The organism is Halomonas sp. hl-4 (genome assembly GCF_900215475.1).
Lineage (GTDB): Bacteria > Pseudomonadota > Gammaproteobacteria > Pseudomonadales > Halomonadaceae > Vreelandella.
Genome location: NZ_LT907845.1, coordinates 823188 through 849885 on the forward strand (window position 1 = coordinate 823188; position 26698 = coordinate 849885).

The window sequence follows — 26698 nt, forward strand, 5'->3', positions numbered from 1 at the left end:
CGGCGAGGCGAACGGCGTAGCGAACTAACGGGCGTCGGCTAACGCTACTTGACGCACAAACGACGCCATTTTTCCGGCGTCCTTACAACCGCGAGAAGCTTCAATCCCGCCGGAAACATCAACCGCATAAGGCATCACTTGGTGCACTGCCTGCGCGACATTATCCGCCGTTAGCCCGCCTGCGAGAATAACAGGTTTTGCCAGCGTTGCGGGGATTCTCGACCAATCAAATGACTCGCCGGTGCCGCCCGGAGTTCCCGGTCGATAGGCATCTAACAGCAGCGCCTGGGCCTGGAAATAACGCTCGGCCTCAAGGGCAAGATCAATGGCATCGCGCATGCGTAGCGCCTTGATCCAGGGGCGGCCAAAACTGTCACAGAATTCGGGCGTTTCATCACCATGGAATTGCAGCAGGTCCAGGTGCGGCAGACACGCTTCGACCAACTCGGCAGACGGGTCGACAAAAAGCCCCACGCGGCTGACAAACGCGGGCACCTTTGCCGCAAGCACCGCCAACTGCTCAACGTTGATGCTGCGCGAACTTTGGGGCCACATCACAAAGCCCAGCGCATCCACGCCCAGCGCCACGGCATGGGCGACGTCTTCATGGCGGGTAAAACCACAAAATTTCACTCGCGTACGCGTCAAGGACCCAGCACTCATCACGGCGTCTCCTGGGGCTTTTTGGCAAAGGTCAGCTTTCGCCTGGCGGCCACGCGCGGGGTCTCGGGGAGCTCCCGCTCACCGGTCCACTCCCCGGAAAAGGCCATCAGGTTTGGCCCCAGCGGCTCTTTGGGCAGCGCAAACCGCTCATCGTAGATCGAGTCGACAAAGTGCAGCCCACAGGCAGGCGCGGTGACATCGCCCATCTTGCGATTCTTGAGCGCCAGCAGCCGCTCGATATAATCTTCGTCTTGAGCGCCCCGACCTACACTGGCCAAGGCCCCGGCAATATTGCGAATCATATGGTGCAAGAACGCATTGCCCTGGATATCGATCATGACCAGCGGGCCATAGCGTTTGACGTCAACAAAGTGCATCTGTCGCCACGGCGTTTTCGACTGGCATCCCGCTGCACGGAAACTGGAGAAATCATGCTCTCCCACCAGCGCCTGGGCGGCACGGTGCATGGCATCAGCATCCAGCGGGTCTCTGCACCAAGTGACATTATGCCGCTCCAGCACCGGGCGACTGATTTGATTCAGCAGCAGGTAACGGTAGCGACGCCCCAGCGCGCCCAGCCGCGAGTGAAAATCATCTGAAACCGGCTTGACCCAGCGTATCGATACATCGCGAGGCAGGTAAGTATTCGCGCCGAACACCCAGGCTTTTTCCGAGCGTTGGGCAGGCGGATCCAGATGAACAATCTGACGGGTAGCATGCACGCCGGAGTCAGTTCGCCCGCTGGCATGAATTTGCACCGGCGCACCGGCCACTTTGCTCAGCGCGTCTTCCACCGATGCCTGCACCGAAGCGGCGTGTTTTAACCGCTGAAAGCCACAAAAACGCGTGCCATCATATTCGATGGCCATCGCCAAGCGGCCGGTTAACGGTTGCGTCTCATCAAAATGGTAAAACAGCGTCATCGCCTCTTATCAACATTGCCGGGAGTGGAAGGCGCACTATTATCGCGAGGTGTGGGGGCAAATGCCACCTCTTCAATATCCCACTCTTCCTCACGGGCAGCAGGAGATGGCGTCGGTGCAGGCGCCTGGGTATCGAACTCAACGGAGGGTTGCATAGGCGTTTCCTCTCTAGGCGCATTGCTTGAGGCCAGCGTTGGCGGCTGATAATCGATGACCCATGCCCGCTCGTTATCGGCCGGCACCTGAGCCTCACCAGGCGAAGCGGCAGGCGTTTCCTCAATCGGCCGCATCCCCATCGCCGACAGCATGGCCGCCACCGTTAAAGGGTCAGCGGGAGGCGCCAGCCATAACGCAGGGTTGTGCCCGACAGGTAGCGCCTTTAGCGCCAAACGGCGCTCCTGGCCAATTTCAATCAGCCCGGCCGCCTGGGTATTGGCCATGGCTGCTCGGTCAAATGGCGCCTCATAAGCGGGATATGTCTCATCGATATTGCCGGCGGGTGACCGGCTGACCGCTTCGTCTGTTGCCGTTTTGTTCACTGGCTCGGCGGCCATTGTTGCGTCAGCTTGTGGGGGTGGCGTCGGCGACACCATGGAGGGGTCACGCCTAGGACTTACGTTACTTGCCGACGGCGTATGAGGTTGATTGGTGCCCGGCGCCGCCATAGCAGGCGGCGCTTCCCAGTGCTGGCGACGACGGCGCATTATCACCAACAGCGCTAACAGCAGAATCAACGCAATCATCGCTAGCCACCACTGATACTCGCTCAGCCGCTCCATAATGGATCGGCGCTCAGTTGCCGGGGCTGGCGAGGCGGATACCATTTGCTGCGAGGCGACGGTTTCGCTTAGCCGTTCCACTTCTTCGCGAAGCGTCGCTATTTCACGGCGCATGTCGTCGCGTTCTTGCTGCCATTGCAGCGCAAGCGCTGGCGCAACCGAGGGTGATGGTGCTCTTTGATTCGCGCCCTCTTGCTCCCCGCCAGCAAGCACATTGACGGCGCTCACCACCGTGGGCTCAATCGATTGCCCGTCATTTTGCCCAGTCGCGGGCGCGGAAGCCACCGCCTGATTTGTTGAAGTGCTCTCTGGCTCCGCCGACTCGTCCTCTTGCACTTCAGCAGACGATTCACTTTCGCCAGTGCCATCCACTTCGGGTAACGCCACCGGAACGGGGACGTTTTCATCGCGGCGTTGCCCCCCAGTGTTCATTTCACGAATGGTGGTAGCGGCCTGCTCCGCCGAGCGGGCCGTTACGCGATCATCGTCCGGCAGGTTGAGACGTTGGGCCGCGCGCATGGCGTGGATATTACCCGAAGGGAACACGCTGGGATTGGCTTCCAGCAATGCCAACATCATTTGCTGGACGCTTGCCTGCTCAGGCTTGGTGCGCGCGGCAACACTCCACAGCGTATCGCCGCTGCGTACATAAGCGTCCCCTTGGGCAACTTCACGGCTGGGTGGCTCAGCGGACGCGTCATCTTCGGCGATGGGTTGAGCAGGCGCACGCTCGGCAGGCTCATCGCGGGCGCCGTAATCGGGCGGGTCAAACAACAACGTCATTTCTCGAGTTTGCTGCCCATCGGGCGATGACACGGTTAACAGCAGGTCAAGCCACGGCGACGTCACCGGATCGTCGCTGGTGAGCACCACTACGGGTTGGCCTTGACGCTCTTGAATGTTGGCCTGAACGCGCCCCGCAAGCGATGTCCATTCAACACCTGCGTCCTCAAATGCACGTTGATCAGACACACTGATTTCAAGGTCTGAAGGCGAATACTCTGCGCTATCGACAAGTGGCAACGTGGCTTGAAGTGGCTCCTCTAAACGTGACTGCACCTCGGCGGGCCCAAGATCAAGCGCCCAGCCCAATGACCCCACCATGCTTAGCCAAAGCCCAACGGCCAGCGCGCCTACCTGTTTCATGGATGCCCCTGTTCCCAATCTGGCTTTTTTATATGCAACCTAACGCCTTATCGTGTTGCGGTCTCATACGTTTTTACCATAGTACCGCCCCTTTACGCACAAAAAACAAGCGCGCATAAAAAACGGGAAGCGTCTGATTCGCTCCCCGTTTTCGTCCGCTAAGGATGCGGAATTAGCCTTGGCGAGGCTTACTGCTCGCGCAGGATCGTCAGCATACGCTTAAGCGGTTCGGCCGCGCCCCACAGCAGCTGGTCGCCAACGCTGAACGCGGAGAGGTATTCACCGCCCATCGCCAGCTTGCGCAGACGGCCTACTGGAACTTGCAGTGTGCCCGTTGCCGCGGCGGGCGTTAGACCTTCGATGGTAGCGTCTTTGTCGTTGGGAATTACCTTGACCCACTCGTTATGCTTGGCGAGGCGGTCTTCGATTTCATCCAGCGGCACATCCTGCTTCAACTTGATAGTGAACGCCTGGCTGTGCGAGCGCATCGCGCCGATACGCACGCACAGGCCATCGATGGGAATCGGGTTGCTATCGAGACCTAAAATCTTGTTGGTCTCGACGCTGCCTTTCCACTCTTCGCGGCTCTGACCGTTCTCAAGCTTGGTGTCGATCCACGGCAGCAGACTACCCGCCAACGGTGCACCGAAGTTCTCGGTGGGGAAGTCGCCACCGCGCATGGCCGCCGTCACTTTGCGGTCGATATCCAGGATCGCGCTTGAGGTGTCTTTCAGCTCTTCGCCCACGCTGTCGCGCAGCGTGCCCATTTGATTAAGCAGCTCGCGCATATGCTTGGCACCGGAGCCCGAGGCCGCCTGATAGGTCATGGAGGTCATCCACTCGACCATATCGGCTTCAAACAGACCGCCCAGGCCCATCAGCATCAGGCTGACCGTGCAGTTGCCACCGACAAAGGTTTTGGCCCCTTTGGCCAGCTGCGCGTCGATCACCTTGCGATTGACCGGGTCCAGCACGATGGTCGCGTCATCTTCCATACGCAGCGTGCTGGCCGCATCGATCCAGTAGCCTTTCCAGCCAGCGGCGCGCAGGTCTTTATAGACGGGCTTAGTGTAGTCACCGCCCTGACAGGTTACGACGACATCCAGCGCCTTGAGCGCTTCGATATCAAAAGCATCTTTCAGCGGAGGCACGTCCACACCGATGTCGGGGCCGGGTTGGCCGACCTGGGAGGTGGTGAAGAACACCGGCTCGATGCCGTTGAAATCACCATCTTCCAGCATGCGCTGCATGAGCACCGAGCCCACCATGCCGCGCCATCCCACGAAACCGACTTTCAACATTATGAAGTCCTCCTGCAAAGAATGAGTGCCTGCATTATACACGATTCTTTATGGTGATTTTGACCACGATAAATCGTTCACTGCTTAGCAAACGCCGCCAGCACCGCATCGCCCATGGCGTCTGTGCCGATGGTTTGCATACCTTCAGAGGCTATGTCCGCAGTGCGTAGGCCGTCATCCAGCACACTGCCCACGGCCGCTTCGATACGCTCGGCCATGGCGTTTTCGCCCAGCGAGTAGCGCAGCATCATGGCCACCGAGAGCATCATAGCCAACGGGTTGGCGACGTTTTGCCCGGCGATATCCGGCGCGCTGCCGTGGCAAGGCTCGTACATGCCCTGGCCGCTCTCGTTAAGCGATGCGGACGGCAGCATGCCGATGGAGCCGGTGAGCATGGCGGCAGCATCGGAGAGGATATCGCCAAACATGTTGCCGGTGACCACCACATCAAATTGCTTCGGCGCCCGCACTAGCTGCATGGCGGCGTTGTCCACGTACATGTGCGATAGCTCAACATCAGGATATTCCGGTGCTAGGCGTTCCATGACTTCGCGCCACAAGATCGTCACTTCCAGCACGTTGGCTTTATCCACCGAGCACAGTTTCTTACCGCGCTTCTGAGCCATTTCAAACGCCACGCGGCCGATACGTTCGATCTCGCTTTCGGAATACACGTAGGTATTAAAGCCCACCCGCTCGCCGTTGCGCTCTTCGATGCCGCGCGGCTGGCCGAAGTAGATGCCGCCGGTCAGCTCGCGGACGATCATGATGTCCAGCCCAGCCACCAGTTCAGGCTTCAGGCTGGAGGCGCTGGCGAGCTGCGGGTAGAGCATCGCGGGCCGCAGGTTGCCGAACAGGCCCAGGTTTTTGCGCAGCCCCAGCAGGCCTTTTTCGGGCCGCTTGGAGAGGTCTTCGAGCTTGTCCCATTTGGGGCCACCCACCGCCCCCAGCAGAATGGCGCTGGCTGCCTTGGCCTTTTCCAGCGTTTGCTCCGGCAGCGGATCACCGTGGGCATCGTAGGCTGCGCCGCCGACCAGCGCTTCTTCGACGTCGATATCCAGTCCGGCTTCCTGGCAGGCTTTTAACAAGCGCGCCGCCTGGGCAGCAATCTCGGGGCCAATGCCGTCACCCGGTAGTAATAGAACCTTATGTGTCATGCAACGTCCTTAGCATTTATTTGAGCGGTGACTTACGCAGGCTGGCGAAACAGCCAGGGGCGCTGTTGGCGATGCTGTTCTTCAAAGGTGCGAATCGCATCTTCGTCTTTGAGCGTCAGGCCGATATCGTCCAGGCCTTCCAGCAGGCAATGCTTACGGAACGCATCCACTTCAAATTCAAGAATCTCACCTTTCTGCGTGATGATTCGTTGCTGTTCTAAATCGACATCCAGTTGGTAGCCTTCTTTGGCTTCCACTTCGTTGAATAAGCGGTCCACCGCTTCTTCCGAAAGCGTGATCAGCAACAAACCGTTTTTGAACGCGTTGTTATAGAAAATATCGGCGAAGCTGGGCGCAATCACCACCTTGAAGCCGAAATCTTCCAGCGCCCAAGGCGCGTGCTCGCGAGAGCTGCCGCAGCCAAAGTTACGCCGTGCGAGCAGCACTTCGGCGTTTTGATAACGCGGCTGATTCAAGACAAAATCAGGGTTCAGCGGTCGCTGCGAGCAGTCCTGGCCGGGCTGGCCTTCATCCAGGTAACGCAATTCGTCAAACAGATTGACGCCAAAGCCAGTGCGCTTGATCGACTTCAAAAACTGCTTCGGGATAATCAGATCGGTATCCACGTTGGCGCGGTCCAGCGGGGCCACCACGCCTTCAAAACGTTCAAACTTGTTCATGGCTTAGGCCTCCTGAGCGTGGGTGGCGTCGTTGGCGGGCAGGCTGCGCACATCGACAAAATGACCGGCAATCGCCGCCGCAGCCGCCATGGCCGGGCTTACCAAGTGGGTACGCCCGCCGTAGCCCTGGCGCCCCTCAAAGTTGCGGTTGGAAGTCGAAGCGCAGTGCTCGCCCGCACCCAGTTTATCGGCATTCATCGCCAGGCACATGGAGCAGCCTGGCTCGCGCCATTCAAAGCCTGCCTCGATAAATATCTTGTCGAGGCCTTCCTCTTCTGCCTGGCGCTTCACTAATCCAGAGCCCGGCACCACCATGGCGAGCTTGATCGAGTCGGCGATTTTCTTGCCCTTCGCCACCTTGGCGGCTTCGCGCAAATCTTCAATGCGCGCATTGGTGCAGGAACCAATGAAGATTTTATCCAGCTTGATATCGGTAATTTTCTGGTGAGCTTTGAGCCCCATGTACTCGAGTGCCCGGGTGTGGCTGCGCTGCACGGTTTCATCCGGTGCGGCGTCGGGGTCCGGCACCTGGCCGGAAATACCGGTAACCATTTCCGGGCTGGTGCCCCAGCTAACCTGGGGTTCGATGTCTTCAGCCTGGAGGGTGACGACGTTATCGAACACGGCGTCCGGGTCGGAGACCAGATTGCGCCAGTCCGCTACCGCTGCTTCCCACTGCTCGCCGGTGGGAGAATAGGGGCGGTTGCCGATGTAGTCGATGGTGGTGTCGTCCACGGCAATCATGCCGACCCGCGCGCCCGCTTCAATGGCCATGTTACACACGGTCATGCGGCCTTCCATGGACAACGACTCGATGGCGCTACCGGCAAACTCGATGGCATAACCGGTACCGCCCGCCGTGCCAATCTTGCCGATAATCGCCAGCACCACGTCTTTGGCGGTCACGCCGAGGCCCAACTCGCCTTCAACGCGCACCTGCATGTTCTTCATCTTCTGGGTCAGCAAACACTGGGTCGCGAGCACGTGCTCGACTTCAGACGTGCCGATACCGTGGGCCAACGCCCCGAAAGCGCCGTGGGTCGCGGTGTGGGAATCGCCGCACACCACCGTCATGCCTGGCAGCGTCGCGCCCTGCTCCGGCCCCACCACGTGAACGATGCCCTGGCGCGGGTCGTTGATGCCGAACTCGGTGATGCCGTATTCAAGGCAGTTATCATCCAGGGTTTGTACCTGGATCAACGACACCGGGTCTTTAATGCCGCTGTTGCCTTGTGCTCGCTCAATCAGCGTGGTCGGCACGTTGTGGTCGGTGGTCGCGAGGTTCGTGTCTAAACGCCACGGCTTGCGGTTCGCCAAACGCAGCCCCTCAAAGGCCTGTGGCGAGGTCACTTCGTGGAGCATGTGACGGTCGATATAAATCAACGCGGTACCATCATCGCGCTGCTTGACCAAATGCTGATTCCACAACTTATCGTAAAGGGTTTGACCTGACATGTGCTTCTCCCGGGCTAGGCCCTGCTAGTTCGTAGCGACAGCTTTTTTTGGCGCTGCTTTATATTGCGTGTCGTAGGAGTGTCACGCGGCTCGCAGATAAAAGCAATTCATGTTATTCATAGATTGGATTCCAACATGGAATACAAGATAATTTGCTTAGTGGATACGCGACGCGATGGACACCCAAAGTCTTCAAGCCTTTTTGGCCGTAGCCGACACACAAAGTTTCTCCCGCGCGGCGGAACAGCTGCATTTAACACAACCGGCGGTCAGCAAGCGCATTGCCACTTTAGAGTCTCAGGTAGACGCGCGGCTGTTTGATCGCATTGGCCGACGCATCGCGTTGACCGAAGCGGGCAGCCTGTTGCTGCCCCAGGCGAGGCAGATTCTGTTCACGGTGGAAGACAGCCGCCGGGCGCTCGCCAATTTATCCGGTCAGGTGGGCGGGCCGCTCACCCTGGCCACCAGCCACCATATTGGCCTGCACCGCTTGCCGCCGGTGTTAAAGCAGTATACCCAACGCCACCCGGAGGTAGCGCTGGACCTGCATTTTCTGGATTCGGAGCTGGCCTACCAGGGGGTGCGCGATGGTTCGCTGGAAATGGCCGTGGTGACGCTTGCGCCCCACCCCGTCGAGCAACTGCACGTGGTGGAACTATGGCGCGACCGACTGTGCTTCGTTTGCGCCAACGACCACCCTCTCGCCACCCAGGCTCAGCAAAGCACGCTGTCACTCGCCGACCTGTGCGAACACAACTGCGTGATGCCGGGGGCCAAGACCTTTACCGGCTCGCTGATCGCCCTGCGCTTTGAAGAAGCAGGCCTTGAGCTGCCGGTAAGCATGGCGACCAACTACCTGGAAACGCTCAAGATGATGTGCAGCGTGGGTCTTGGCTGGAGTCTGCTGCCCGAGAAGATGATCGACCACGAACTGGTGGAGCTCGACGTTGCCACTGCCCCACTCCACCGTCCGCTGGGCTATCTGGTTCATACCAGCCGCACGCTCTCCAACGCCGCAAGGCAGATGATCGAAGCGTTGGAAGCCACCAGAAAAATCTAACACGATAATTCAAAGCCTCACAAAAACGCCATTGGCAGTTCGCCCAACCAGCAGCATCAAGTCACTCACACTGATATTTTATAAATAAAAACAAGCCGTTTTTGCTTATCATCAGTACTTTCCACCAAGAACATAAGCGTTGACCGCATTAGATAAACATAAACCTCCCCACCTTTTTTGCTGACGATAATCCTTTGCAAGTTAACAATTTTGTTCAGTATTTACTTAACGATACTTCGATACACTGGCAAACATCGTTGCGCACAAACATGTGCCCATTAGTTTCCAGGGTAGGAATATCAACATGCACCGTCGCCATAACTCCCTACTGCCAATTTGCCTTCTGGCCTGTCTGACTACGGGTGTGGCGCAGGGCCAAACCGTGACTGATGCGCAACGCGAAGCGCTGGTTATCCAGGCACGCCAAGGGGAGCTGGCACCGTCAATTGATGGCCTGAAGACCCTCTACCACCAAACGCGCAATGCGCGTGTTCGCGAGGATTTAGTGGCACTGCTGGTGCGTGCCAATCGGCATCAGGAGGCGCTAGCCGTTTGCTCCTGGTGTGAAACAGAGAATCACAGTGACTCCGAACTTGCCAACCTGGGCACAGCGGCTCGTAGTGAGGGTGACTACGAACAGGCGTTGACGCTATTTCGGACACTTACCTATCGCGATCCGTCAAACGAACAGGGCTGGCTTGGCCAAGCCTTGGTACATACCGATATGGGCAGCTATACCCTGGCGGATATCGCCCTGCAACAATACAACCAAGTGGCTGGCACCACCAAAGCGGGGCTAGAGGCTAAAGGTTACTTGGCAGCGGGCACCGCGAATGCGATGCAAGAGCTGGATGCCCGCCAGGCACTGGTTGCGCAAGACCCAGGCAACACAAGTGAACTACAAGCGCTTTACCGACTGGCCGTTGGCCTTGGCGCCAGCTCAGCGGCGCGCCGCATCATGCAGTCGAACCCGGATGTATTCTCTGGAAGTGACCGGCTTTGGCTGACCTACTATGAAGGCGTGACGGATATACGCCTCGGCATTCACACGGATCAACCCTCAAGAACCCGTAACGGCCTGGAGCAGTTGAATAGCGTACTCAGTAGCCCAGACGCGCCTGAGGAGCTTGTTACCATTACGGAATACGACAAGGTAGTGGCCCTGGCCCAATTAAGGCGTTTTTCCGAAGCGGTAGCGCTCGCCGAAAAGCTTGAAAACCAGCATGGCCAGTTACCAAGCTATGTGGATCGCGCCAGAGCTCACGCCCTGAATGGCATGGGTCGTCCCAAAGAAGCCATCACCCTTTACGAACACCTTATACGACAGTCCCCCGAGCAGGCGACTGACCCCGATGATCCTCTCAATGAAGGGCTTTTTTACAGTTACTCCGATGCGCAACGTTTCCGGGACGCTGATCGCCTGTTGCAAGACTGGATCGCAAGCGAGCCCGAAAAGCGCCTGGACTTCACCAGAACCACGCAAGTAGACAACCCCAATTATCAAAAAGTGTTGCTGCTTAGCGTACTGCTCGACAGTTGGCGTGGCCGCACAGACGAGGCCAGCGAACGCCTGGCTGCTTATCAGAACCAGGCACCTGAGGATCCTTATCTGTGGTTGATGAAAGGCGATATCGAACGTGATCGAGGTTGGCCCAGAAAGGCCGAAGCATCTTTCCAGCAGGCCCTCCCTTTACTGCCCCCAGAACGACAGGACTCCGCCCGTCACGGCGTACTGCTTTCACGATTGCAGCGCGGTCAGTGGAAAGGCACCACCACCGACATCGCCCGAGAAATCGAAGACGCCCAGCCAAGCGTTACACGGGATGACCTAGAGCGGGAATGGCGCGAACTGCGCGCCCCTCAGTTAAGCACTTCCTTCGAGCGTAGCGAGGGGCAAGGAAGCGGCACTCAAGCATCACGTGAGTGGACCTATGAAGTTCTGTTTGAAGGGCCCCGCAACGCGAATGGCTCTCGCCCCTTCGCCCAACGGATCGGCCAGTTCGGCGAGTTTGATGACGAGAATCTTTATGCGTCTTACAACATGGCTGGCTACGAATGGAACCTGCATCCATCCACGGTCACCTTGGCCGCAGGCCATGGATCACAGCTTAACGAAGATTTCCTTGCGCTTGCTGAACTGCGCTATGCCGCCTCCGACCATATCACTGCCACGGTAGGTATTGAGCGCAATACCACCGATACCCCACTACGGGCGCTGCGCGATGATATCAACGCCGACCGTTATCGTGGTGAACTGGCTTACCGGCGCAACGAGCGTGGCGCAGGCGCCATCGGGTTTATGGCGACCGATTTTGATGACAGCAACCTGCGGCATTCTGTCTACGGCTACTGGAATCAGACGCTCTACCACCTGGATCGCTGGCAACTCAACGGCGAAGTGCAGATTTCCGCGTCACGCAATGATGAAGTTGACGCCAGCTATTTCAATCCGCGCCGCGATGCCAGCCTCGCGGGTGTGCTGACGCTCGATTACGAGACGCCGCTCGACTATCGCCAGTCCTTCATTCAGTCGTTTTCCCTCGGTTCAGGCCGCTACTGGCAGAAGAATTACGACACAGAGAATACCTGGTCGATCGGCTATCAACACAGCTGGGAGCTGACCCCTACCGTAAACTTCGAATATGGCATCACCCGCGAAAGAGCCGTCTACGACGGTGTTCCTGAGTATGACAACGTTATTTCAGCCGGCTTTGTATGGAGATTCCTATGACACTCTGGCGCATCATTGTGATGGGCGCAGTTATGATAGCAATGGTGGGTATTCAACAAGCCCAGGCAGCCCGGACGCCGAATGATTACGTGGTAATCAGTTACCACGATATTGTCGATACCAGCGTTACCCCCAACCTTGATATCTATCCCCAGACCATTACCCGCAACCGATTGGTCGAGCACTTCAATTTAATTGATGTCGGCGGCTATAACCCGGTGAGTCTGCAACAGATCATCGATGCCAAAGCAGGTAAGCAACCTCTGCCGGAAAAAGCCGTGCTGCTGACGTTCGATGACGGATATCGCAGCTTTTACGACATCGTCTTTCCATTACTCAAACTATATGGTTTTCCCGCCGTGCAGGCAGTGGTCGGCAGTTGGCTGGATGTACCTGAAGGTGGCCGGGTGCCCTACGGCAATACCACCCTGCCCCGTGAGCGTTTTTTGTCATGGGAACAGGTTAAAACCCTGGACGAATCACCGCTGGTGGAAATAGCCTCGCATTCCTACGACCTTCACTACGGGGTTGTCGGTAACCCCATGGGTAACGAGCAAGCCGCCGCCGTTACCAGCACTTGGAACGCACGCAACGGGTATGAAAGTGAAACGGCCTATATCGAGCGGGTACGCAGCGATATGGCACGGACACAGCAGCGTTTTCAGGAACAGATGGGGCGAAGCCCTAGGATCATGGTTTGGCCCTACGGTGCCTATAGCCAGGCAACGCTCGATATCGCCGCGGAATACGGCATGGACTACACCTTCAGTCTACTCAGCGCACCCAACCGTCTCAGCGACTCGATGCGTACCATGAACCGCTATCTCATCGATCAGGAAACCAGCCTGCAAACCATCGAAGAGATTCTCTCCAACCGAATATGGGAGCCAGAAAAGCTGCGCATTGTTCACGTTGACCTGGACTACGTGTATGACCCGGACCCTACCCAGCAGGCACAAAATCTCGACAGGCTGATCGAGCGCATTGCTGAGTACGGCGTTAGCACCGTTTATCTTCAGGCCTTTGCAGACCCTGATGGAGACGGCGTTGCCGATGCCCTCTACTTTCCTAACCGCCATTTACCGGTCAGGGCAGACCTTTTCAATCGCGTTGCGTGGCAGTTGAAGAAACGTGCCAATGTAAAAGTGTACGCCTGGATGCCGGTGCTGTCCTTTGACCTGGGGAGCGGCCACCGGTATGTCACCGATGTAACAACCGGGCGCGAGTCCCCCGATCACTACTTGCGCCTATCGCCTTATGTAGAAAGCAACCGTCGTATAATCCGTGAAATTTATCAGGATCTCGGTCGGCTGACCAAATTCGACGGCCTGCTCTTCCACGATGACGCCTTCTTTACTGACTTTGAAGACGCCAACCCAGAAGCCCTAGCCGCCTATGAGCGCGCTTCGTTACCGGGGGATATCAACGCAATACGCAACGACGATGACTTGATGTCGACCTGGGCTCGCTTCAAGACAGAGTATCTCACCGATTTCACGCTGGAGCTGGAGCAGGCCGCTAACTACTATCGCCAAGCCGACAACGTGGTCTTTACCACCGCTCGCAACCTCTATGCCAAGACGGTGATGGAGCCGAGTAGCCAGCAATGGTTTGCTCAAGATCCCAGGGACTTCGCCACCGGCTACGACTATGTGGCCGTCATGGCCATGCCTTATATGGAAGAAGCCGAGAACCCCGATGCGTGGTTAAGAAGCCTTGCCCAGCGCTCGCTTTCGCAGGTAAGCGCCGACCAGCTGGTCTTCGAGCTTCAGGCGCAGAACTGGCACACCCAGACACCCATTCCCAGCGAGGAGATAGCGCAATGGGTTCGCGTACTCCGCGAAGAAGGCATCAAGCACATTGGTTACTACCCTGATGATTTTCACCAGAATCATCCTGATATCAATACCATGAGACCCGTCTTTTCCATAGGACGCCGGTTCAGGGCCATCCAATGAACCTACTAGATTACCTAGCCATCTTTACCCTCGGCTACCCAAGCTTGATGGCCACTATATGGATCTGCGGCGGCCTTTACTTCTATTGGCACTGGGAACTCAAGCAGCCCTGGCCAGCGACATTCGAGTGGGACGAAACTGCCCCCACCGTCACGGTTCTCCTGCCCTGTTATAACGAGGAAGCGAATGTAGAAGAGACGATTCATCACCTCTTCAAGCAGAACTATCCGCATATGGAGGTCATCGCCATTAATGATGGCAGCCTCGATGATACCGCCGATCGATTAAATGGGTTATCGCTAATATACCCAGCGTTAACGGTGCTACACCAAGCCAATGAAGGTAAGGCAAGCGCCATGAACCATGGCTTGAGCAAGGCCAATGGCGAGATTATTGTCGGGATCGATGGCGACGCCATTCTCGACTACGACGCCATTGGCTATATGGTAGGCCACTTCATTAGCAGCCCTAACGTTAGCGGCGTGACCGGCAATCCCCGTGTGAGGACCCGCTCGACTGCCATTGGTAAAATTCAAACCGGCGAGTTTTCCGCCATTATCGGCCTAATCAAACGCGCCCAGCGCATCTATGGAATGGTGTTCACCGTTTCCGGCGTTATCTGCGCCTTTCGGCGTAAGGCGCTGGAAGAGATTGGTGGCTGGAATACCGACATGGTCACTGAAGATATTGACGTTAGCTGGCGGCTACAGCTAGCAGGCGGGCAAGTGCGCTACGAGCCTAGAGCCCTCTGCTGGGTGCTGATGCCCGAGACATTGCGGGGGTTGTTCAAGCAGCGGTTACGGTGGGCTCAAGGGGGAGGCGAAGTTTTTCTACGCTACTTCCCTCAGACGATTCGCTGGGCTAATCGTCGGTTTTGGCTGCTCATGCTGGAATACATCATAAGCGTCATGTGGTGCTACTCAGTCATTACCCTATTGCTCGTATGGCTGGTTTCTCAGCTTGTCGCACCCACTGCATGGCCGATCACGGCCCATCTGCTTTCCTATTTCGGCAGCATCCTGGTCGCCCTTAGCTTTATCCAATTTACCGTCAGTTTTCATATTGATAGCCGTTACGACAAAGAGATATTCCGCTGCATTTACTGGATGATCTGGTACCCCTTCGCCTACTGGATTCTCAACATGACCACCGTTGTTATTGCCTTCCCCAAAGCCCTACTGCGGCAAAAGGGAAGGCAAGCCACATGGACCAGCCCTGACAGAGGAGAGCATTTTAATGAACAATAAACTAGTGCCTGTCATCATCGCCAGACCCAACCAAAAAGGCTGGGGATACCGTTCCCGTGATAGCCTTTTCGCCCTTGCTGCCTTCGCACTATGGACACTGGTGATGGCGAAACTGTTTTTATTTTTTATTATCGATGATGCCGCTCTGGAACACCTATATGAGTCCATCATGATCAAGGTGGTGTTGGTGGGTTTTATTGTCACCTTCCTAACATTCCACTGCTGGGCGCTTTATAACAAACGCCTGTACTCCAGCTATCTAAGACGCCAGCTGCACACCCCCCAGCAGCTATCGCCTGACCTGCCTAGTGAAGTAGATCATCAAGTTGAGAGCGAGCCTATTATGCAAACGCAGGCAAACGCCGAACTGAGCAGCCAAACGACAAATTAACACCCTCATCAACGCATCCATTTAGGCCACCGCTAGGCCTGAATGGATGCGCCGCCTTACAGCCAACCTGCCTGTATTATGTAAAGCGTCATATATAAAGCACGCATCAATGCGATCCCCTGCTCACTTTTAATCGCCAAAATAAGCCTGGTAGTTCACCTTAAGCAAGGAATCATCCTGCCCCATGGACATCAGAAAAACTCCAATCTTGCGGCTACCCTCAATCCAGCTCACGTTGGCTTTTCGCATGATGCCTGCCTTGGTGGTTTCGGAATCGACCTCTTCACCAAATTGCTCGCGCAGATCTTCCGTTAGCGCATCCACCAGCTCCATATTGGTATCGAAATCCCGCGCGTCGTCCAGTTTGAAGGTGACTTGGGTAAGCTGGCCATTCATAAAGTAAAACTGCTGGGTAAATGACTCGCCCGCGAGCTCCACGTCATCCTTGCGCACTTCTTCAACCGCCGTGGTGGCCAAGCGGCCGCCATCCTCAATGCGGTAGGCGTCATCCACATCGCGCAATACTTCTTTTACCGTCATCCCTGCATTAGTCGGCCCCCATAGCTGCTGAGCAAATGCAATATTGGGCAGCAGTAGTAACAGCATGGCACCAGCGATTAGCCTGCGCATTAGCGACCCTCCTTGAGTCTTATTGTTTGTTGGGTAAGCGTTTTTTCGGCACTCTGCTATTCCGCCAATAAGTATTATTCCCATATTAAGGCTAGAACAGATTGAGCTGCCAAGATACGCCGTATCTATCGTTCAACCACCCAAATTTTTGGCTAACCCCGGAGTTGTCCAAGGGCATTAACTCCGCTCTACCTTTGGCTAAAGCTCGATTCTGGACACCTAAAGTGCACCGCCGCGATTGCACTGGTTATGCATTTTCTATCTGAACAAGCACTAACTTGTTTCCATATAAGTCTGAGAAATGAACAGATATTGTTCCCTCAGCCGTTACCGGTTCCTCCGAGAACCGAACACCTGCTGCTTGGAGTCGAGCAAACTCATCGTAAAAGCTATCACTATAGAGGACTCCGATAGGCTGATCGCCCGCCTGTTGACCAACAGCAGCTACATCTCTTTCCGTTTCCGCTTTCAAGAGCCAGAGACCTGCATCTTGTTGGTTTGGAAAGGTCACATGGACGAAGCGACGCTCCCCAGCCTCAACATCCGTCGATAGTTCTAGGCCAAGCTTATCAACATAAAAACTCAGCGCATCCTCATAGTCTTTGACAAGAATGACCACCCTTCCAAAAGAGATCATGATTCCTCCCTTTAAAACTCTAAATATGCGTAACGCCACCCGTCAGACAGACCGTTAACGGCCCTACTGCCTTGGATTTTTATGCTCAGCGTTGTTTGACATCACCCTGCGATCTACGAATTGAACTGGGAAAATGACTGTACCGCTGCCTAAGTTGACCTGAACCCGACCTCTGGGCGGCCATGGCAGCAATCACTCCATGATGGCTGGTCCGATACCCCTTGAGCCTTCGCACCTATCCCTGAAGACCTGTGCCAGGCGCTCGACACCGGGGCCGATGGCCTCGACGTCCGCAAAAATCAGGTAAAAATCGGCCAGCCGCTCGCCACCACGCAATGGCAAAGGCCTGAGAACACCCGCATCCAGCTCGGGACGTATTTTGTCCGTGGCCAGCCAGGCAAAGCCATACCCGCGGGAAACCGCACCGATCAACGTCGCCATGTTGGTAACCGTCCACCGTTTGGCCACATCCACCGTATGGATTTTGTCGCTGCGTCTGACGGAGGTATCTCGCACGACAATATGCCGTTGTGTACGCAGGTCACGTACTGACAGCTCACGACCAAGCTGATGCAGAGGGTGATCAGGATGTGCAACCGGGACAATGGTTGCCCCTCGCAATAGGACCTCACCGCTATACCCCGGCGGTATCCGGGGTAAGATCGCCAAGTCCACCTTGCCCTGCAGCAATAGCTCAGCGCCACCGTCAATAACGGTTTCGTACAGATTGATCCGGGTCTGGGGACTGATATCACCGAATTCATCAAGGCAACCCAGCGTTAACCAAGTCGGGAACAGCACCTCCACCGCTATCGCAATCTCGCTCTCCCAGCCAGCGGATGCTCTACCCGCCGCCCGCTCCATTACCAGGGAATCTTCCAACAACTGGCGCGCCCGCTGGTACAGCATTTGCCCTACGGGTGTGAGCACGGCTTTTCGTCCCTGCATGGAGAACACTTTTACATCCAGTACATGCTCCAGCCTTTGTACCGCATAGGTAATCGACGACTGGCTCTTGTGCAGTGCTTCGGCGGCCTGCACGTAGCCGCCAGCGTCAACAACAGCAACCAGACTGCGCCATTGCTCCAAGCTGATGTGCGGGGTAGAGATCGGGTCGGACGCCATATATCAAACCATTCGATGGGTTTAAGTAATTTTTTACATTTTTATATCTAACCATTCAATGCTCAAATAACCCTATCGAACATCATCCTATGGGGGATAACACCATGAGCACCTTACTGAAAATCCAGAGCAGCATCTTTAATAACCAGGGGCAGTCGTCCGCCCTAGCCACTCGTTTCGCCGACGAATGGCTGGCAAAAAACCCGGACGGCCAGGTCGTCACCCGCGACCTGACCAAAGACCCGGTTCCACACCTCACCCTGGACAGTTTCCAGGCATTCATTACCAGTCCGGATGAAATGACCGAAGAACAACACCAAGTCGTTGCCTACTCGGATGCGTTAATTGAAGAGGTGAAAAATGCCGATGTAATCGTGCTTGGCGTGCCAATGTACAACTTCAATGTGCCGTCCGTGCTACATGCCTATTTTGACCACATCGCACGCGCTGGTGTCACATTCCGCTACACAGAAAACGGCCCCGAGGGGCTGATTACCGGCAAGAAAGCCTACGTCTTCATCAGCCGTGGCGGGATCTACGGCGAGGATCACTCCCAAACCCGCTTCCTTCGCGAAATTCTGGGATTCATAGGCATTACGGATGTCGAGTTCGTCCACGCCGAAGGCCTAGCTTTGAACGACAGTCACAAGGCTGAAAGCCTCACCGCTGCAGAGAACTGCATCGGCCATTTACTGAGCGCCTGAAACGAAATGTAAGGCGCTATTTTTGAGTGGCTTGTTATGCGGGTAATTATACAGTTTGCCAATTTTAGCGATTCGCATATGGATCCGTAGCGTTCAGCCATTGGCAATCAGTCCGCCTTCGCGAAATGCACGAGTTGATCTGCAAGGGCCTTTTTAAATGCAGGGCGCCCTGTGATCCGTGCCACATAACGTTCCGTCACCGGCCGATTTCCGAAAGAGCGAATTTTCTCAACACGCAGGACATCGGCCAGCAGCAGATCTGCGACAGTAAAGCGGTCGGCCACAAGCCATTCCCTGTTTTTCAGAATGCTCTCAATGTGATCGAGGCGACTTTCCATCCAGCCGGTAAGCTGATTCTCTTTTGCACCGGACACTTCTAGAAACCACCAGGGAACTGTCACCATCTCGATCGAATTAAGCGCACTGATTGTCCATTGCAGCGTTTGAGCTTCCCCAACGGGATCGCGCGGTAGCAGCTTTTCGCTTTTTCGGGCGAGATGTAGCAGCCCCGCACCACTTTCGAATATCTCAACCTCACCATCGCTCAGGAATGGGACTTGACCGAATGGTTGACGTGCCAAATGATCAGGACCGCGATCCTTGAAAGGAACGGTACGCACGGTATAGTCAAGCCCAGCTTCCTCGCACGCCCACCTCAGCCGTATGTCGCGCACAAAACCACGGGGGCCTTCCGGCACCCAGTCATAGGTCCAAACAATTAGCTCACTCATCGCCCTTTTGCCCATAGCCAGTGCCAGTGGGATACTCGATAAGCCTGCAAGGAGTGAACCCCCTTGTGATTCAGAAAAGGGGTAGACACACCATGCGCCTCAGGGTCACGACCAACGTCTGCCGCCAGATCACTGCGGATCGCCTCCCTGGTTCCGGGCGAACCAGAAAAGGATTGAGATATCACCTCATCACTTAACGCCTGCCAAGTAGCGTCTTCGACCTGCATGTGATTTGACCTCCTGAGTGACACTACTGGTCTACAGGTACAAGCAATCGTCAAGGCTCACCTCTCCGTCAGCGCAAGCTGTGTGCCAAGGCCTGCGAAAGCCGCGGCGAAGCTTCGACGCAGCCAGCTCTGAACCTTAGGCGACTCAATGACTACTGCTCGGAACGTATGGGCGAGTTGGCCATAGATCATGAAGACAGCAAAGGTCATCACCATAAAAATGGCGCTTAAGCCGAGCAACTGCCCTGTTGGTGACTGAGCATCAGTTGCAACAAACTGCGGCAAGAAGGCCAAGAAAAAGATGGTCAGCTTGGGATTAAGGATATTCAGCAAAAATGCCTTGATCATCAGCGACATGACGTCACTTTTGCGCCTCACCTCTTGAACGGAGAAAGCACTACGGTCACGCCAAGTAGCGACGGCAAGGTAAAGGAGATACACCACGCCCGCATACTTGAGTATCTGGAAGGCTATCGCGCTCGTATGCATGATGACGGCGAGCCCCAGAATAGTGGCCAGAAGGTGAGGAACAATGCCAAGTGTGCAACCAAGAGAGGCGAAGAAACTCGACTTACGCCCGTACATTAATCCAGTAGAGACAGTAAAGATGACTCCCGTACCAGGGATAAGCACAACAACCAACGATGTGAACAAGAACTCAGTAGTGAACATGCGTAATGACTCCTCTACAGGCCTGACGTTTTTGCTCAGTCACCAGTTTGGAGCGTCAGCGGAGAACCGGACGCTGCAGCCCTTGGTTAAAAAGACCTATAACGACTTTGTCGAGCTACATGCCTGTTTTGGCGACGAATTTCAGGAGTTTTGATAGCTCAGCTTAACGTCGATGCCACCAAATGCGCGGCTTTATAGTGGAAGCGAAGCCGCAACGAAAAAGCCGCCGCTGTGCTTGGTATTGTTAGAGCCTGCCCGAAAATCACTCATGCTGTAATACATTGATGAGCTTCCCAAAAGGATCACGGATATAGAATCTGCGAACGCCCCAAGGCTCGCTTACTGGCCCGTACTCAACCTCAATATTGTGGTTCTTCACTGTCTCCAAAACTGCTTCAAGGCTGTCAACTTCTATAGACACATCAGGAACCGGGGTACCAGATCCGCCCTGCGAAGCCACGCTTAACTGCGTGGTCATTTTCTCGCCTGAGCTATAGGTTCTTAACCACCCATGATCCATTACCACGTCTAGTCCGAAAACGGCAGAATAAAACTTCTCCGCGTCTTCAGGGTTGGACGCTGCAATGTTCAATACTATACGTTTTACCGTCATTCCCCCTCCCGAAGCAGGCTTCATCTAGCTCTAACGCCAGTAGTAATGGGCGGAAACGGAGCGCAGCGTAGTTGGCGCCCCGTTTACCACATGGTTAAGAGGCGATCTGCTTCCACATGACATCAACCGTCTCGCCCCTATATTCGCATCGCTCCAAATGACACCAGCCAAGGTTTTCATAAAGTTTCGAGGCGAACTCGGTGTAGAGATACCAGACATTAGCATTTGAGCGGACTGCCTCATCTTCGCACCGAGCAATCAATTTGGTTGCTATTCCTTGATGCCGGAAGCCCTCTTTTACATAAACAGCTGCCAACCAAGGGGATAAATCCAGCTTAGTGTCCATATCGTTCTGTACTAGCGCAGCTGAACCAATAAGCTGACTCCCTGACGTGGCAATAAAGATTGAAGGAATACCCCCTCGCCCCGCAGCTTTAGCGATTGCTTCGGCTCGCCCTTCCAGAGTAAGCGACGGATTAAGATGCTGCCACTCTGCGTGGTGAAGCTCCGCTAACTCGGCGATGAACTCCTTCTTATCAGCCAGAGGAAGGATTTCCACAGTCTTTGCCTCTTAACGCTAGGGCTGAGCCGCGGCCATTAGGGCGTCGGCTCGAGCCCATTGTGGGGCCACAGTGACACCTAGTTATCCCAAGCTGACACCGGCGACATCAATAGACTTGATAGAGCGCTCTCAAACTCAGGGTGTCTATGTTCGTGCTTTTGCCGGGTACATGAGTGTGCTATACGTAGCTCGTATCTTGCAGTTGGTGTCCTCGATTGCCCTGCCGATGTTATGCGGTAGCCAATAATAGTCGTATAAGAACGCAAGAACCGAGGTGAACGATGCGCCCGCTTTTCCTGTTGCCAACGCCTATCTCTGGGAAGACAAGCCGAGATTTCTTACGGCTGGGCCGGCCAACGGCAAGACTTGAGCCGTACCGCACCTCAGTCGACGCATTGCGATGATCCGCCTCTGGTTCGAGTTCCACCCCCTGTTGATCCTGCTGTTCCTGCTGATTCTATTTCTAGCTTCCGGAGCTTTGATCCACTGGCTCCAGTTTCATTCTTCACTCAGCACTCGCCTCAAGGGTAGCGCTCTAGGCTTGCCGACCTTCGTGGCCGTTTCGACCTTGTTTGCGCTGTTCGCGTCCTTCCTGCTCGCTGACACCATGGCCCGGAAAGATCGAGCGTCCCAAGCCGTGCAAACCGAAAGTGCGGCGATCTTCGGCCTCGGCGTCGCCAGTGAAACGACAATAGACAGCGAAGGAAGGATCCGCGCGGCAATTCTCGACTACGCTGACTCGGTGGTGGAAGACGAATGGCCGCGCCTGCTTCAGGAAAGCGGCAGCAGCAGGACGGAAAAAGCGCTGCTAGAACTGTTGCGCGCCGTTCGAGACGCCGCGAATGATGAGGGCTACTCGGCCACGGCCCATGGTCAGATGCTGGCGCTGGCACAAGATATTGTCGACGCGCGGACAGATCGCATCGCCGTTGTGGCCAATCATTACCAGAAATTCTCGTGGAGTGCCTTGTTCCTGCTCGGCTTCCTGACGCAATTTGTGATGGGCATGGGATTCCTCGATCGGGCGTCTTCGAACCGGCACGCGATTGTCGTCTTCAGCCTCGCTGCGGTCGTCGCCCTATGGCTGATTGCCATTCAGGATAACCCCTTCCGGGGAGCGGTCCAGGTCTCACCCGAGGCCATCGAACAGGCGGTGAGCACCTGGCGCGATTGAGTCCGATTAGAAACCGGCATTCGGCAGGCGGGCGAATTCATGACAACATCGGTTGTCCAGACCCACTCGACTCTTGAACGCTAAGACTTAGGCCTATGACAGTGAACACTCTCCATCACAGTAAAAAAACGAAAAAGCCTGTTCGCAAAGGCCTGCACCCGAAGAATCAACACAACCAAGGCTATGACTACCCTGCTCTGGTAAAAAGCCACCCAGATCTCGCCCCCTATGTGAAACCGAACGCTTATGGCGACCTTTCCATCGATTTCGCAGATCCATTGGCAGTAAAAACGCTCAACGCCGCGTTATTAAACCGGCACTACAACATTATCGATTGGGATATTCCAGAAGGCGCGCTTTGCCCTCCCATCCCCGGCAGAGCCGACTATATCCATTACATGGCTGACTTAATTGGGCTTGGGCGTGAACAGCCCAACATCAAGCTGCTCGATATAGGGACGGGAGCCAATGGGATCTACCCGCTACTGGCCTGCCAAATTTACGGCTGGCAGTGTGTCGGTAGTGACATTAATCCTCAGTCGCTTGAGAACGTCGCCGCGATTATCACCCACAACCCCACACTCAAAGATCGCTTCACGCTGCGCACTCAGCACGATAAAAACCATATCTTTGAAGGGATCATTCAAGCGGGAGAGTTCTTTGACGTCAGCGTATGCAACCCACCCTTCCATGCCTCGCTCGATGAAGCACTTAAAGGTAGCCAACGTAAACTCAATAACCTTGCGCGTAGTCGCGGTGAACAAAAAGCAGAAGCCAAGTCGCCTACCCTGAATTTTGGCGGACTGGAAGCAGAGCTTTGGTGTAAGGGGGGCGAACAGCTGTTTCTTAAAAAACTGATAAGAGAAAGCCAGGTGTATTCGACTCAATGCCGCTGGTTTAGCAGCCTGGTTTCAAAAGCCGACAATGTTAAGCCTGCCAAGAAGTTGATTCGCAAGCTCGGTGCCGTTGATAGTCGGGAAATAGAGATGAGGCAGGGAAATAAGGTTACGAGGGTGTTGGCCTGGACGTTTATGTGAGGCATTACTGGGGTGGGGTATGATTATTCGAGGTCTGCCGTGGCATTACTCTGGTATAGGCACATCGCCGGGGATGGGAAAAAGAGAAGTGGAGGCGAAGCCGCAATGGAGCCGACGCCGCCGTGCCTGTGATTGTTAGGAACTGCCGATTCATCTCGTAGCGAGATGATATCCGCTACGCCACCGGCAACGACTCACTGCTGCCCCAGTCGGCCCAGGAACCGTCGTACAGCGACAGCTGAGTATACCCGGCCAGCTCGGCCGCCAGTAGGATGATGCAGGCGGTGATGCCGGAGCCACAGGAAAACACCAGTTGGTGTCCGTTGCTGGGCTGAAGGGAGGGAGCAAGGTGGGCAAACGTTGACGCCAACTGGCTGGCTGGCTTGAACCGATAGCCCTCCAGCACCTCTGTAAACGGCAGGTTGAGGGAATTGGGGATGTGGCCACCGCGCACACCAGGCCTGGGTTCTGGCGCTTGCCCCAGGAAACGTGCCTGTGATCGCGCATCGATGACCGTTACTTGCTCGTCCTCCAGGTGCTGGAAAACGTAGGCTGAATCTCGAACCAGGGTGTCGTCGAGCTTGCCAACCACGCTGCCATGCTTGGCCGCATCCGGCACCGGAGCAGAAACGGTGTCCCGACCTTCGGCCAACCACTGCGGCAGGCCGCCATCCAGAACAAACACCTGTTTGAGGCCCATAGCCCGCAGAATCCACCAAGCGCGTGGTGACGAGTAGATACCCTGATCGTCGTACAACACCACCAGGCTCTCGGGCTCGATGCCCAATCTACGGGTCTCCGCCGTGACCTGCTCTTCCGTCGGGAAGGCGTGGGCTTGGGAAGCTCCGGTATCACAAAGCGCTCCTTCCAGGTCGATCCGGAAACTTCCCGGGATCAACATCGGACGGTCATAAATGATCGGCTCCTTACCAACGACATTGGCCATGCTAGCGTCGATCAGTACCAAATGTTCGTTATCCAGATTCTCCTGCAGCCAGTCGGTGGTCACGAGGGGGGAAGGCATGGCGTTCTCCGGTCTAGGTCGATAGGTAACAGTACACGATCGCGGACGGGCGCGACCAGCAAGTTGACGCGGAGCGCGTCATCCGCAGCATGCTGATCGACGAACTACACTAATAGCCGACACAGGCGAGGATTTCAGCAGCCGTGCCAAACCTCGCAATCAGGCCTGATATCACTTCGGGACTACTTATCTCGCAGCCGCAACTCTCCTCATCTGAGGATATTGCAGCATCCTAACGCCCGGCTTGGCGGCGCGCCGGAGCGACAGCCCAGGCGCGTCCGACAGCCGCCGCTTGTTAACCCCTTAGCTCAAGATCTTCTCGGATTACCTCTGGATGACGGAAAGCTATCTCGATGAGTGCTTTTGCCGGCCCGGAGGGTTTACGTCGACCTTGCTCCCACTCCTGCAGGGTACGCGGAGAAATATGCAGCACCTCAGCAAACTCTACCTGTGTCAGGCCAGTTTTGCCGCGGGCCTCTGCAACTTCGTTGGGCTCAACACGACTGACTCGTGCAGCTTTGCCCGCTTTCATCTCTTTAACAGATTGGAGCAGCTTGTTACCAAGTTCCTCTGCACTCAGGGTCTCGTTAATCATTTTCCAGTGCCTCACGAATCGACTTCAGGATATGCGCGGGTATGTTATCCTTAGCGTCCTTTTTGTAGATCATCAACAACCAGATCTCACCATTAGCCAACCTGGTGAAGTAGATGACTCGCACCCCTCCACGCTTTCCTGAACCCGCCACCGACCAACGAATTTTTCTACACCCGCCACTGCCTGGAATGGGATCCCCAATTTCCGGGTTGGCTGCTAACCAGGCGAAGAAGGAACTCCGCTCCTCCTCAGTCCAGATTTTTCTGGCATCTGCTTCGAATGTAGGGGTTTCGATGATGGTAAACATGACGACCAATATACGTCATTGACGGACTTTTGCAATATGGATGATTGGAGGGGTTAACGCCTGATTTAAGCCGTGCCGCGAAGCAGCATCGGCTTGGACGAATTGTTAGGCCGCACCACGACTCTCGAGATGCTGCGCGAAACGAAGTAGGTAGCCATCCGGGTCTTGAACAAGGAACTCGCGCCGCCCTTTTTTAGATCGGGCGAGACCGAGTACCACGTGTCCTTAACTTCCCTAAAGATGGTCACGCCGGCAGCCACCAAAGCAGAATGAACCGTATCGACGTCCGGGACCTCGATCTGGAAGTTAATGCCTCGCCCAAGTGGGCGATCAAGAGGGATGACATTCCATCCGCGCTCGTGCTGTTGTTCCAACATCAGCTGAGCGTGCCCAAGTTCTAGGTAGGCGAACTGAGGGTCGTCTCGCTGAAATCGAATAGAAAAGCCAGCAATTGTGTAAAAGCGAAGCGAGACTTCGATCTGCTCGACCGTGAATTCAGGTACAAGAGCGTTCCAGTTCGGTTCTTCGGGCATGTGAGAGAGTCCTCGGCGACTTGTGCGACAAAGCTCCGCTAATGTGCGCCGCCTGCGGCGTCACCATTGAGTGGCTTGTTAGCAGATTCTGCCTGAAGACGCTCCACCAGCCACACTTTGATGATTGATTGACGGGTAACGCCTATGCGTGCAGCCTCACGATCCAACGACTCGACAACCCAAGCCGGGAAATCGACGTTGATTCGCTTTTGTTCCTGATTAACGCGGCGAGCAGAGGACAAATCGAGGTCATCGACGATATCTTCCTGCCCTTCTTCAAATTTCTTGTCGAAGTCTTTAGCTTTCATAGAGCTCAACCTCCTTCTTACGGGAACGTCTGACTGAAATCAGACGAATACAAGCATCCCTGTATGTGACGACAGCCGACCAGTGCTTTTCACCAATCTTGCCTATCAGCAAAAACCTCTGCTCATCCTCTGATTTAGCGCGGATCTCCAGCAGGTATGGATCTTTCCATAGCCCTTGGGCAGCAACGAAATCTATACCGTGCTTGTCCAGATTGGCCTTGCTTTTGGCTTCGTCGAATTCAAACTCATCCATGAGTACAAATTATTCCTTTTTTACTCAACCCGCAAGATTCGGAAGGAAGCTGTAGCTGCTAACGCCCGCCATCAC

Annotated in this window: 30 protein-coding genes; 8 read left to right on the forward strand and 22 right to left on the reverse strand. The window is 55.5% G+C overall.

Translation table 11 applies throughout. The annotated features are described in order from the left end of the window. Positions 1 to 24 precede the first annotated feature (24 nt). The 7 genes from CPH17_RS04070 to leuC form a co-directional block, all read right to left on the reverse strand. The gene (locus CPH17_RS04070; protein ID WP_074396194.1) at positions 25 to 663 is read right to left on the reverse strand and encodes a phosphoribosylanthranilate isomerase; all 639 of its coding nucleotides are present in this window, start codon (positions 661 to 663) and stop codon (positions 25 to 27) included. Beyond that, positions 663 to 1586 carry a tRNA pseudouridine(38-40) synthase TruA gene (gene truA / locus CPH17_RS04075; RefSeq protein ID WP_074396193.1) on the reverse strand — a complete coding sequence of 308 codons (924 nt, stop codon included), beginning with the start codon at positions 1584 to 1586 and terminating at the stop codon, positions 663 to 665. Before truA ends, CPH17_RS04070 begins: the two co-directional genes overlap by 1 nt. After that, on the reverse strand, positions 1583 to 3511 hold the full coding sequence (locus CPH17_RS04080) for a type IV pilus assembly protein FimV (protein WP_074396192.1): 1929 nt from the start codon (positions 3509 to 3511) through the stop codon (positions 1583 to 1585). The genes truA and CPH17_RS04080 overlap by 4 nt, the downstream gene beginning before the upstream one ends. A 188-nt stretch (positions 3512 to 3699) precedes the next feature. Further along, positions 3700 to 4812, reverse strand: a complete 1113-nt coding sequence (gene asd / locus CPH17_RS04085; RefSeq protein ID WP_074396191.1) for an aspartate-semialdehyde dehydrogenase — start codon at positions 4810 to 4812, stop codon at positions 3700 to 3702. A gap of 77 nt (positions 4813 to 4889) precedes the next feature. Beyond that, positions 4890 to 5969, reverse strand: a complete 1080-nt coding sequence (gene leuB / locus CPH17_RS04090; RefSeq protein WP_074396190.1) for a 3-isopropylmalate dehydrogenase — start codon at positions 5967 to 5969, stop codon at positions 4890 to 4892. A 32-nt stretch (positions 5970 to 6001) separates the two neighbouring features. Further along, complete coding sequence (gene leuD, locus CPH17_RS04095) at positions 6002 to 6649, reverse strand: 3-isopropylmalate dehydratase small subunit (RefSeq protein ID WP_074396189.1); 648 nt, start codon at positions 6647 to 6649, stop codon at positions 6002 to 6004. A 3-nt stretch (positions 6650 to 6652) separates the two neighbouring features. Further along, positions 6653 to 8104, reverse strand: a complete 1452-nt coding sequence (gene leuC / locus CPH17_RS04100) for a 3-isopropylmalate dehydratase large subunit (protein ID WP_074396188.1) — start codon at positions 8102 to 8104, stop codon at positions 6653 to 6655. A 175-nt stretch (positions 8105 to 8279) separates the two neighbouring features. Here leuC and CPH17_RS04105 point away from each other — a divergent pair, with 175 nt between their 5' ends. The 5 genes from CPH17_RS04105 (at position 8280) to CPH17_RS04125 (ending at position 15491) form a co-directional block, all read left to right on the forward strand. Further along, positions 8280 to 9164, forward strand: coding sequence for a LysR family transcriptional regulator (locus CPH17_RS04105; RefSeq protein ID WP_074396187.1), 885 nt, complete (start codon positions 8280 to 8282; stop codon positions 9162 to 9164). 304 nt (positions 9165 to 9468) lie between these two features. Further along, complete coding sequence (gene pgaA / locus CPH17_RS04110) at positions 9469 to 11895, forward strand: poly-beta-1,6 N-acetyl-D-glucosamine export porin PgaA (protein ID WP_074396186.1); 2427 nt, start codon at positions 9469 to 9471, stop codon at positions 11893 to 11895. Further along, the gene (gene pgaB, locus CPH17_RS04115) at positions 11892 to 13853 is read left to right on the forward strand and encodes a poly-beta-1,6-N-acetyl-D-glucosamine N-deacetylase PgaB (RefSeq protein WP_074396185.1); all 1962 of its coding nucleotides are present in this window, start codon (positions 11892 to 11894) and stop codon (positions 13851 to 13853) included. The genes pgaA and pgaB overlap by 4 nt, the downstream gene beginning before the upstream one ends. Next, positions 13850 to 15100, forward strand: coding sequence for a poly-beta-1,6-N-acetyl-D-glucosamine synthase (gene pgaC, locus CPH17_RS04120; RefSeq protein WP_096298321.1), 1251 nt, complete (start codon positions 13850 to 13852; stop codon positions 15098 to 15100). Before pgaB ends, pgaC begins: the two co-directional genes overlap by 4 nt. Next, complete coding sequence (locus CPH17_RS04125) at positions 15090 to 15491, forward strand: hypothetical protein (RefSeq protein ID WP_096298323.1); 402 nt, start codon at positions 15090 to 15092, stop codon at positions 15489 to 15491. Before pgaC ends, CPH17_RS04125 begins: the two co-directional genes overlap by 11 nt. A 129-nt stretch (positions 15492 to 15620) precedes the next feature. Here CPH17_RS04125 and CPH17_RS04130 read toward each other — a convergent pair whose 3' ends face one another. From CPH17_RS04130 to CPH17_RS04145, 4 genes are all read right to left on the reverse strand, one after another. Beyond that, positions 15621 to 16121, reverse strand: coding sequence for a hypothetical protein (locus CPH17_RS04130; RefSeq protein ID WP_096298325.1), 501 nt, complete (start codon positions 16119 to 16121; stop codon positions 15621 to 15623). A gap of 91 nt (positions 16122 to 16212) precedes the next feature. After that, complete coding sequence (locus tag CPH17_RS20465; protein ID WP_197703526.1) at positions 16213 to 16299, reverse strand: VOC family protein; 87 nt, start codon at positions 16297 to 16299, stop codon at positions 16213 to 16215. 69 nt (positions 16300 to 16368) lie between these two features. Beyond that, the gene (locus CPH17_RS04140) at positions 16369 to 16758 is read right to left on the reverse strand and encodes a VOC family protein (protein WP_096298327.1); all 390 of its coding nucleotides are present in this window, start codon (positions 16756 to 16758) and stop codon (positions 16369 to 16371) included. Positions 16759 to 16950: 192 nt separating this feature from the next. After that, on the reverse strand, positions 16951 to 17883 hold the full coding sequence (locus CPH17_RS04145; RefSeq protein WP_096298329.1) for a LysR family transcriptional regulator: 933 nt from the start codon (positions 17881 to 17883) through the stop codon (positions 16951 to 16953). Between the two features lie 104 nt (positions 17884 to 17987). Here CPH17_RS04145 and CPH17_RS04150 point away from each other — a divergent pair, with 104 nt between their 5' ends. Beyond that, complete coding sequence (locus CPH17_RS04150) at positions 17988 to 18587, forward strand: FMN-dependent NADH-azoreductase (protein ID WP_096298331.1); 600 nt, start codon at positions 17988 to 17990, stop codon at positions 18585 to 18587. 107 nt (positions 18588 to 18694) lie between these two features. On the opposite strand, the gene CPH17_RS04155 is transcribed toward CPH17_RS04150, so the two are convergent. The 5 genes from CPH17_RS04155 to CPH17_RS04175 all read right to left on the reverse strand — a co-directional run bounded on the left by CPH17_RS04155 (position 18695) and on the right by CPH17_RS04175 (position 21389). Next, positions 18695 to 19318, reverse strand: coding sequence for a glutathione S-transferase family protein (locus tag CPH17_RS04155; RefSeq protein WP_172898687.1), 624 nt, complete (start codon positions 19316 to 19318; stop codon positions 18695 to 18697). Then, complete coding sequence (locus CPH17_RS04160; protein ID WP_096298335.1) at positions 19315 to 19545, reverse strand: serine O-acetyltransferase; 231 nt, start codon at positions 19543 to 19545, stop codon at positions 19315 to 19317. Before CPH17_RS04160 ends, CPH17_RS04155 begins: the two co-directional genes overlap by 4 nt. A gap of 57 nt (positions 19546 to 19602) precedes the next feature. Next, complete coding sequence (locus CPH17_RS04165) at positions 19603 to 20217, reverse strand: LysE family translocator (protein WP_096298337.1); 615 nt, start codon at positions 20215 to 20217, stop codon at positions 19603 to 19605. A 262-nt stretch (positions 20218 to 20479) separates the two neighbouring features. Then, positions 20480 to 20830 carry a VOC family protein gene (locus CPH17_RS04170; protein WP_074396177.1) on the reverse strand — a complete coding sequence of 117 codons (351 nt, stop codon included), beginning with the start codon at positions 20828 to 20830 and terminating at the stop codon, positions 20480 to 20482. A 94-nt stretch (positions 20831 to 20924) separates the two neighbouring features. Then, positions 20925 to 21389, reverse strand: coding sequence for a GNAT family N-acetyltransferase (locus CPH17_RS04175; RefSeq protein WP_074396176.1), 465 nt, complete (start codon positions 21387 to 21389; stop codon positions 20925 to 20927). A 403-nt stretch (positions 21390 to 21792) separates the two neighbouring features. Here CPH17_RS04175 and CPH17_RS04180 point away from each other — a divergent pair, with 403 nt between their 5' ends. Both CPH17_RS04180 and rlmF read left to right on the forward strand, forming a co-directional pair. Next, a complete protein-coding gene (locus CPH17_RS04180) occupies positions 21793 to 22566 on the forward strand; it encodes a bestrophin-like domain (protein ID WP_074396175.1) in 774 nt (257 codons plus the stop codon). A gap of 95 nt (positions 22567 to 22661) precedes the next feature. Continuing rightward, entirely contained in the window at positions 22662 to 23603 is a 942-nt protein-coding gene (rlmF, locus tag CPH17_RS04185) for a 23S rRNA (adenine(1618)-N(6))-methyltransferase RlmF (protein WP_231896533.1), read from the forward strand. Positions 23604 to 23778: 175 nt separating this feature from the next. Here rlmF and CPH17_RS04190 read toward each other — a convergent pair whose 3' ends face one another. The 6 genes from CPH17_RS04190 to CPH17_RS04215 form a co-directional block, all read right to left on the reverse strand. Continuing rightward, entirely contained in the window at positions 23779 to 24627 is an 849-nt protein-coding gene (locus tag CPH17_RS04190; protein ID WP_096298339.1) for a sulfurtransferase, read from the reverse strand. 295 nt (positions 24628 to 24922) lie between these two features. Beyond that, positions 24923 to 25222, reverse strand: a complete 300-nt coding sequence (locus CPH17_RS04195; protein WP_072795443.1) for a helix-turn-helix domain-containing protein — start codon at positions 25220 to 25222, stop codon at positions 24923 to 24925. Continuing rightward, positions 25215 to 25529, reverse strand: a complete 315-nt coding sequence (locus tag CPH17_RS04200; RefSeq protein WP_074398482.1) for a transcriptional regulator — start codon at positions 25527 to 25529, stop codon at positions 25215 to 25217. Before CPH17_RS04200 ends, CPH17_RS04195 begins: the two co-directional genes overlap by 8 nt. A 65-nt stretch (positions 25530 to 25594) precedes the next feature. Continuing rightward, the gene (locus tag CPH17_RS04205; protein ID WP_197668833.1) at positions 25595 to 26062 is read right to left on the reverse strand and encodes a hypothetical protein; all 468 of its coding nucleotides are present in this window, start codon (positions 26060 to 26062) and stop codon (positions 25595 to 25597) included. Positions 26063 to 26100: 38 nt separating this feature from the next. Beyond that, complete coding sequence (gene brnA, locus CPH17_RS04210) at positions 26101 to 26370, reverse strand: type II toxin-antitoxin system BrnA family antitoxin (RefSeq protein WP_074396173.1); 270 nt, start codon at positions 26368 to 26370, stop codon at positions 26101 to 26103. Continuing rightward, entirely contained in the window at positions 26360 to 26623 is a 264-nt protein-coding gene (locus CPH17_RS04215) for a BrnT family toxin (RefSeq protein WP_074396172.1), read from the reverse strand. Before CPH17_RS04215 ends, brnA begins: the two co-directional genes overlap by 11 nt. Between the last annotated feature and the right edge of the window lie 75 nt (positions 26624 to 26698).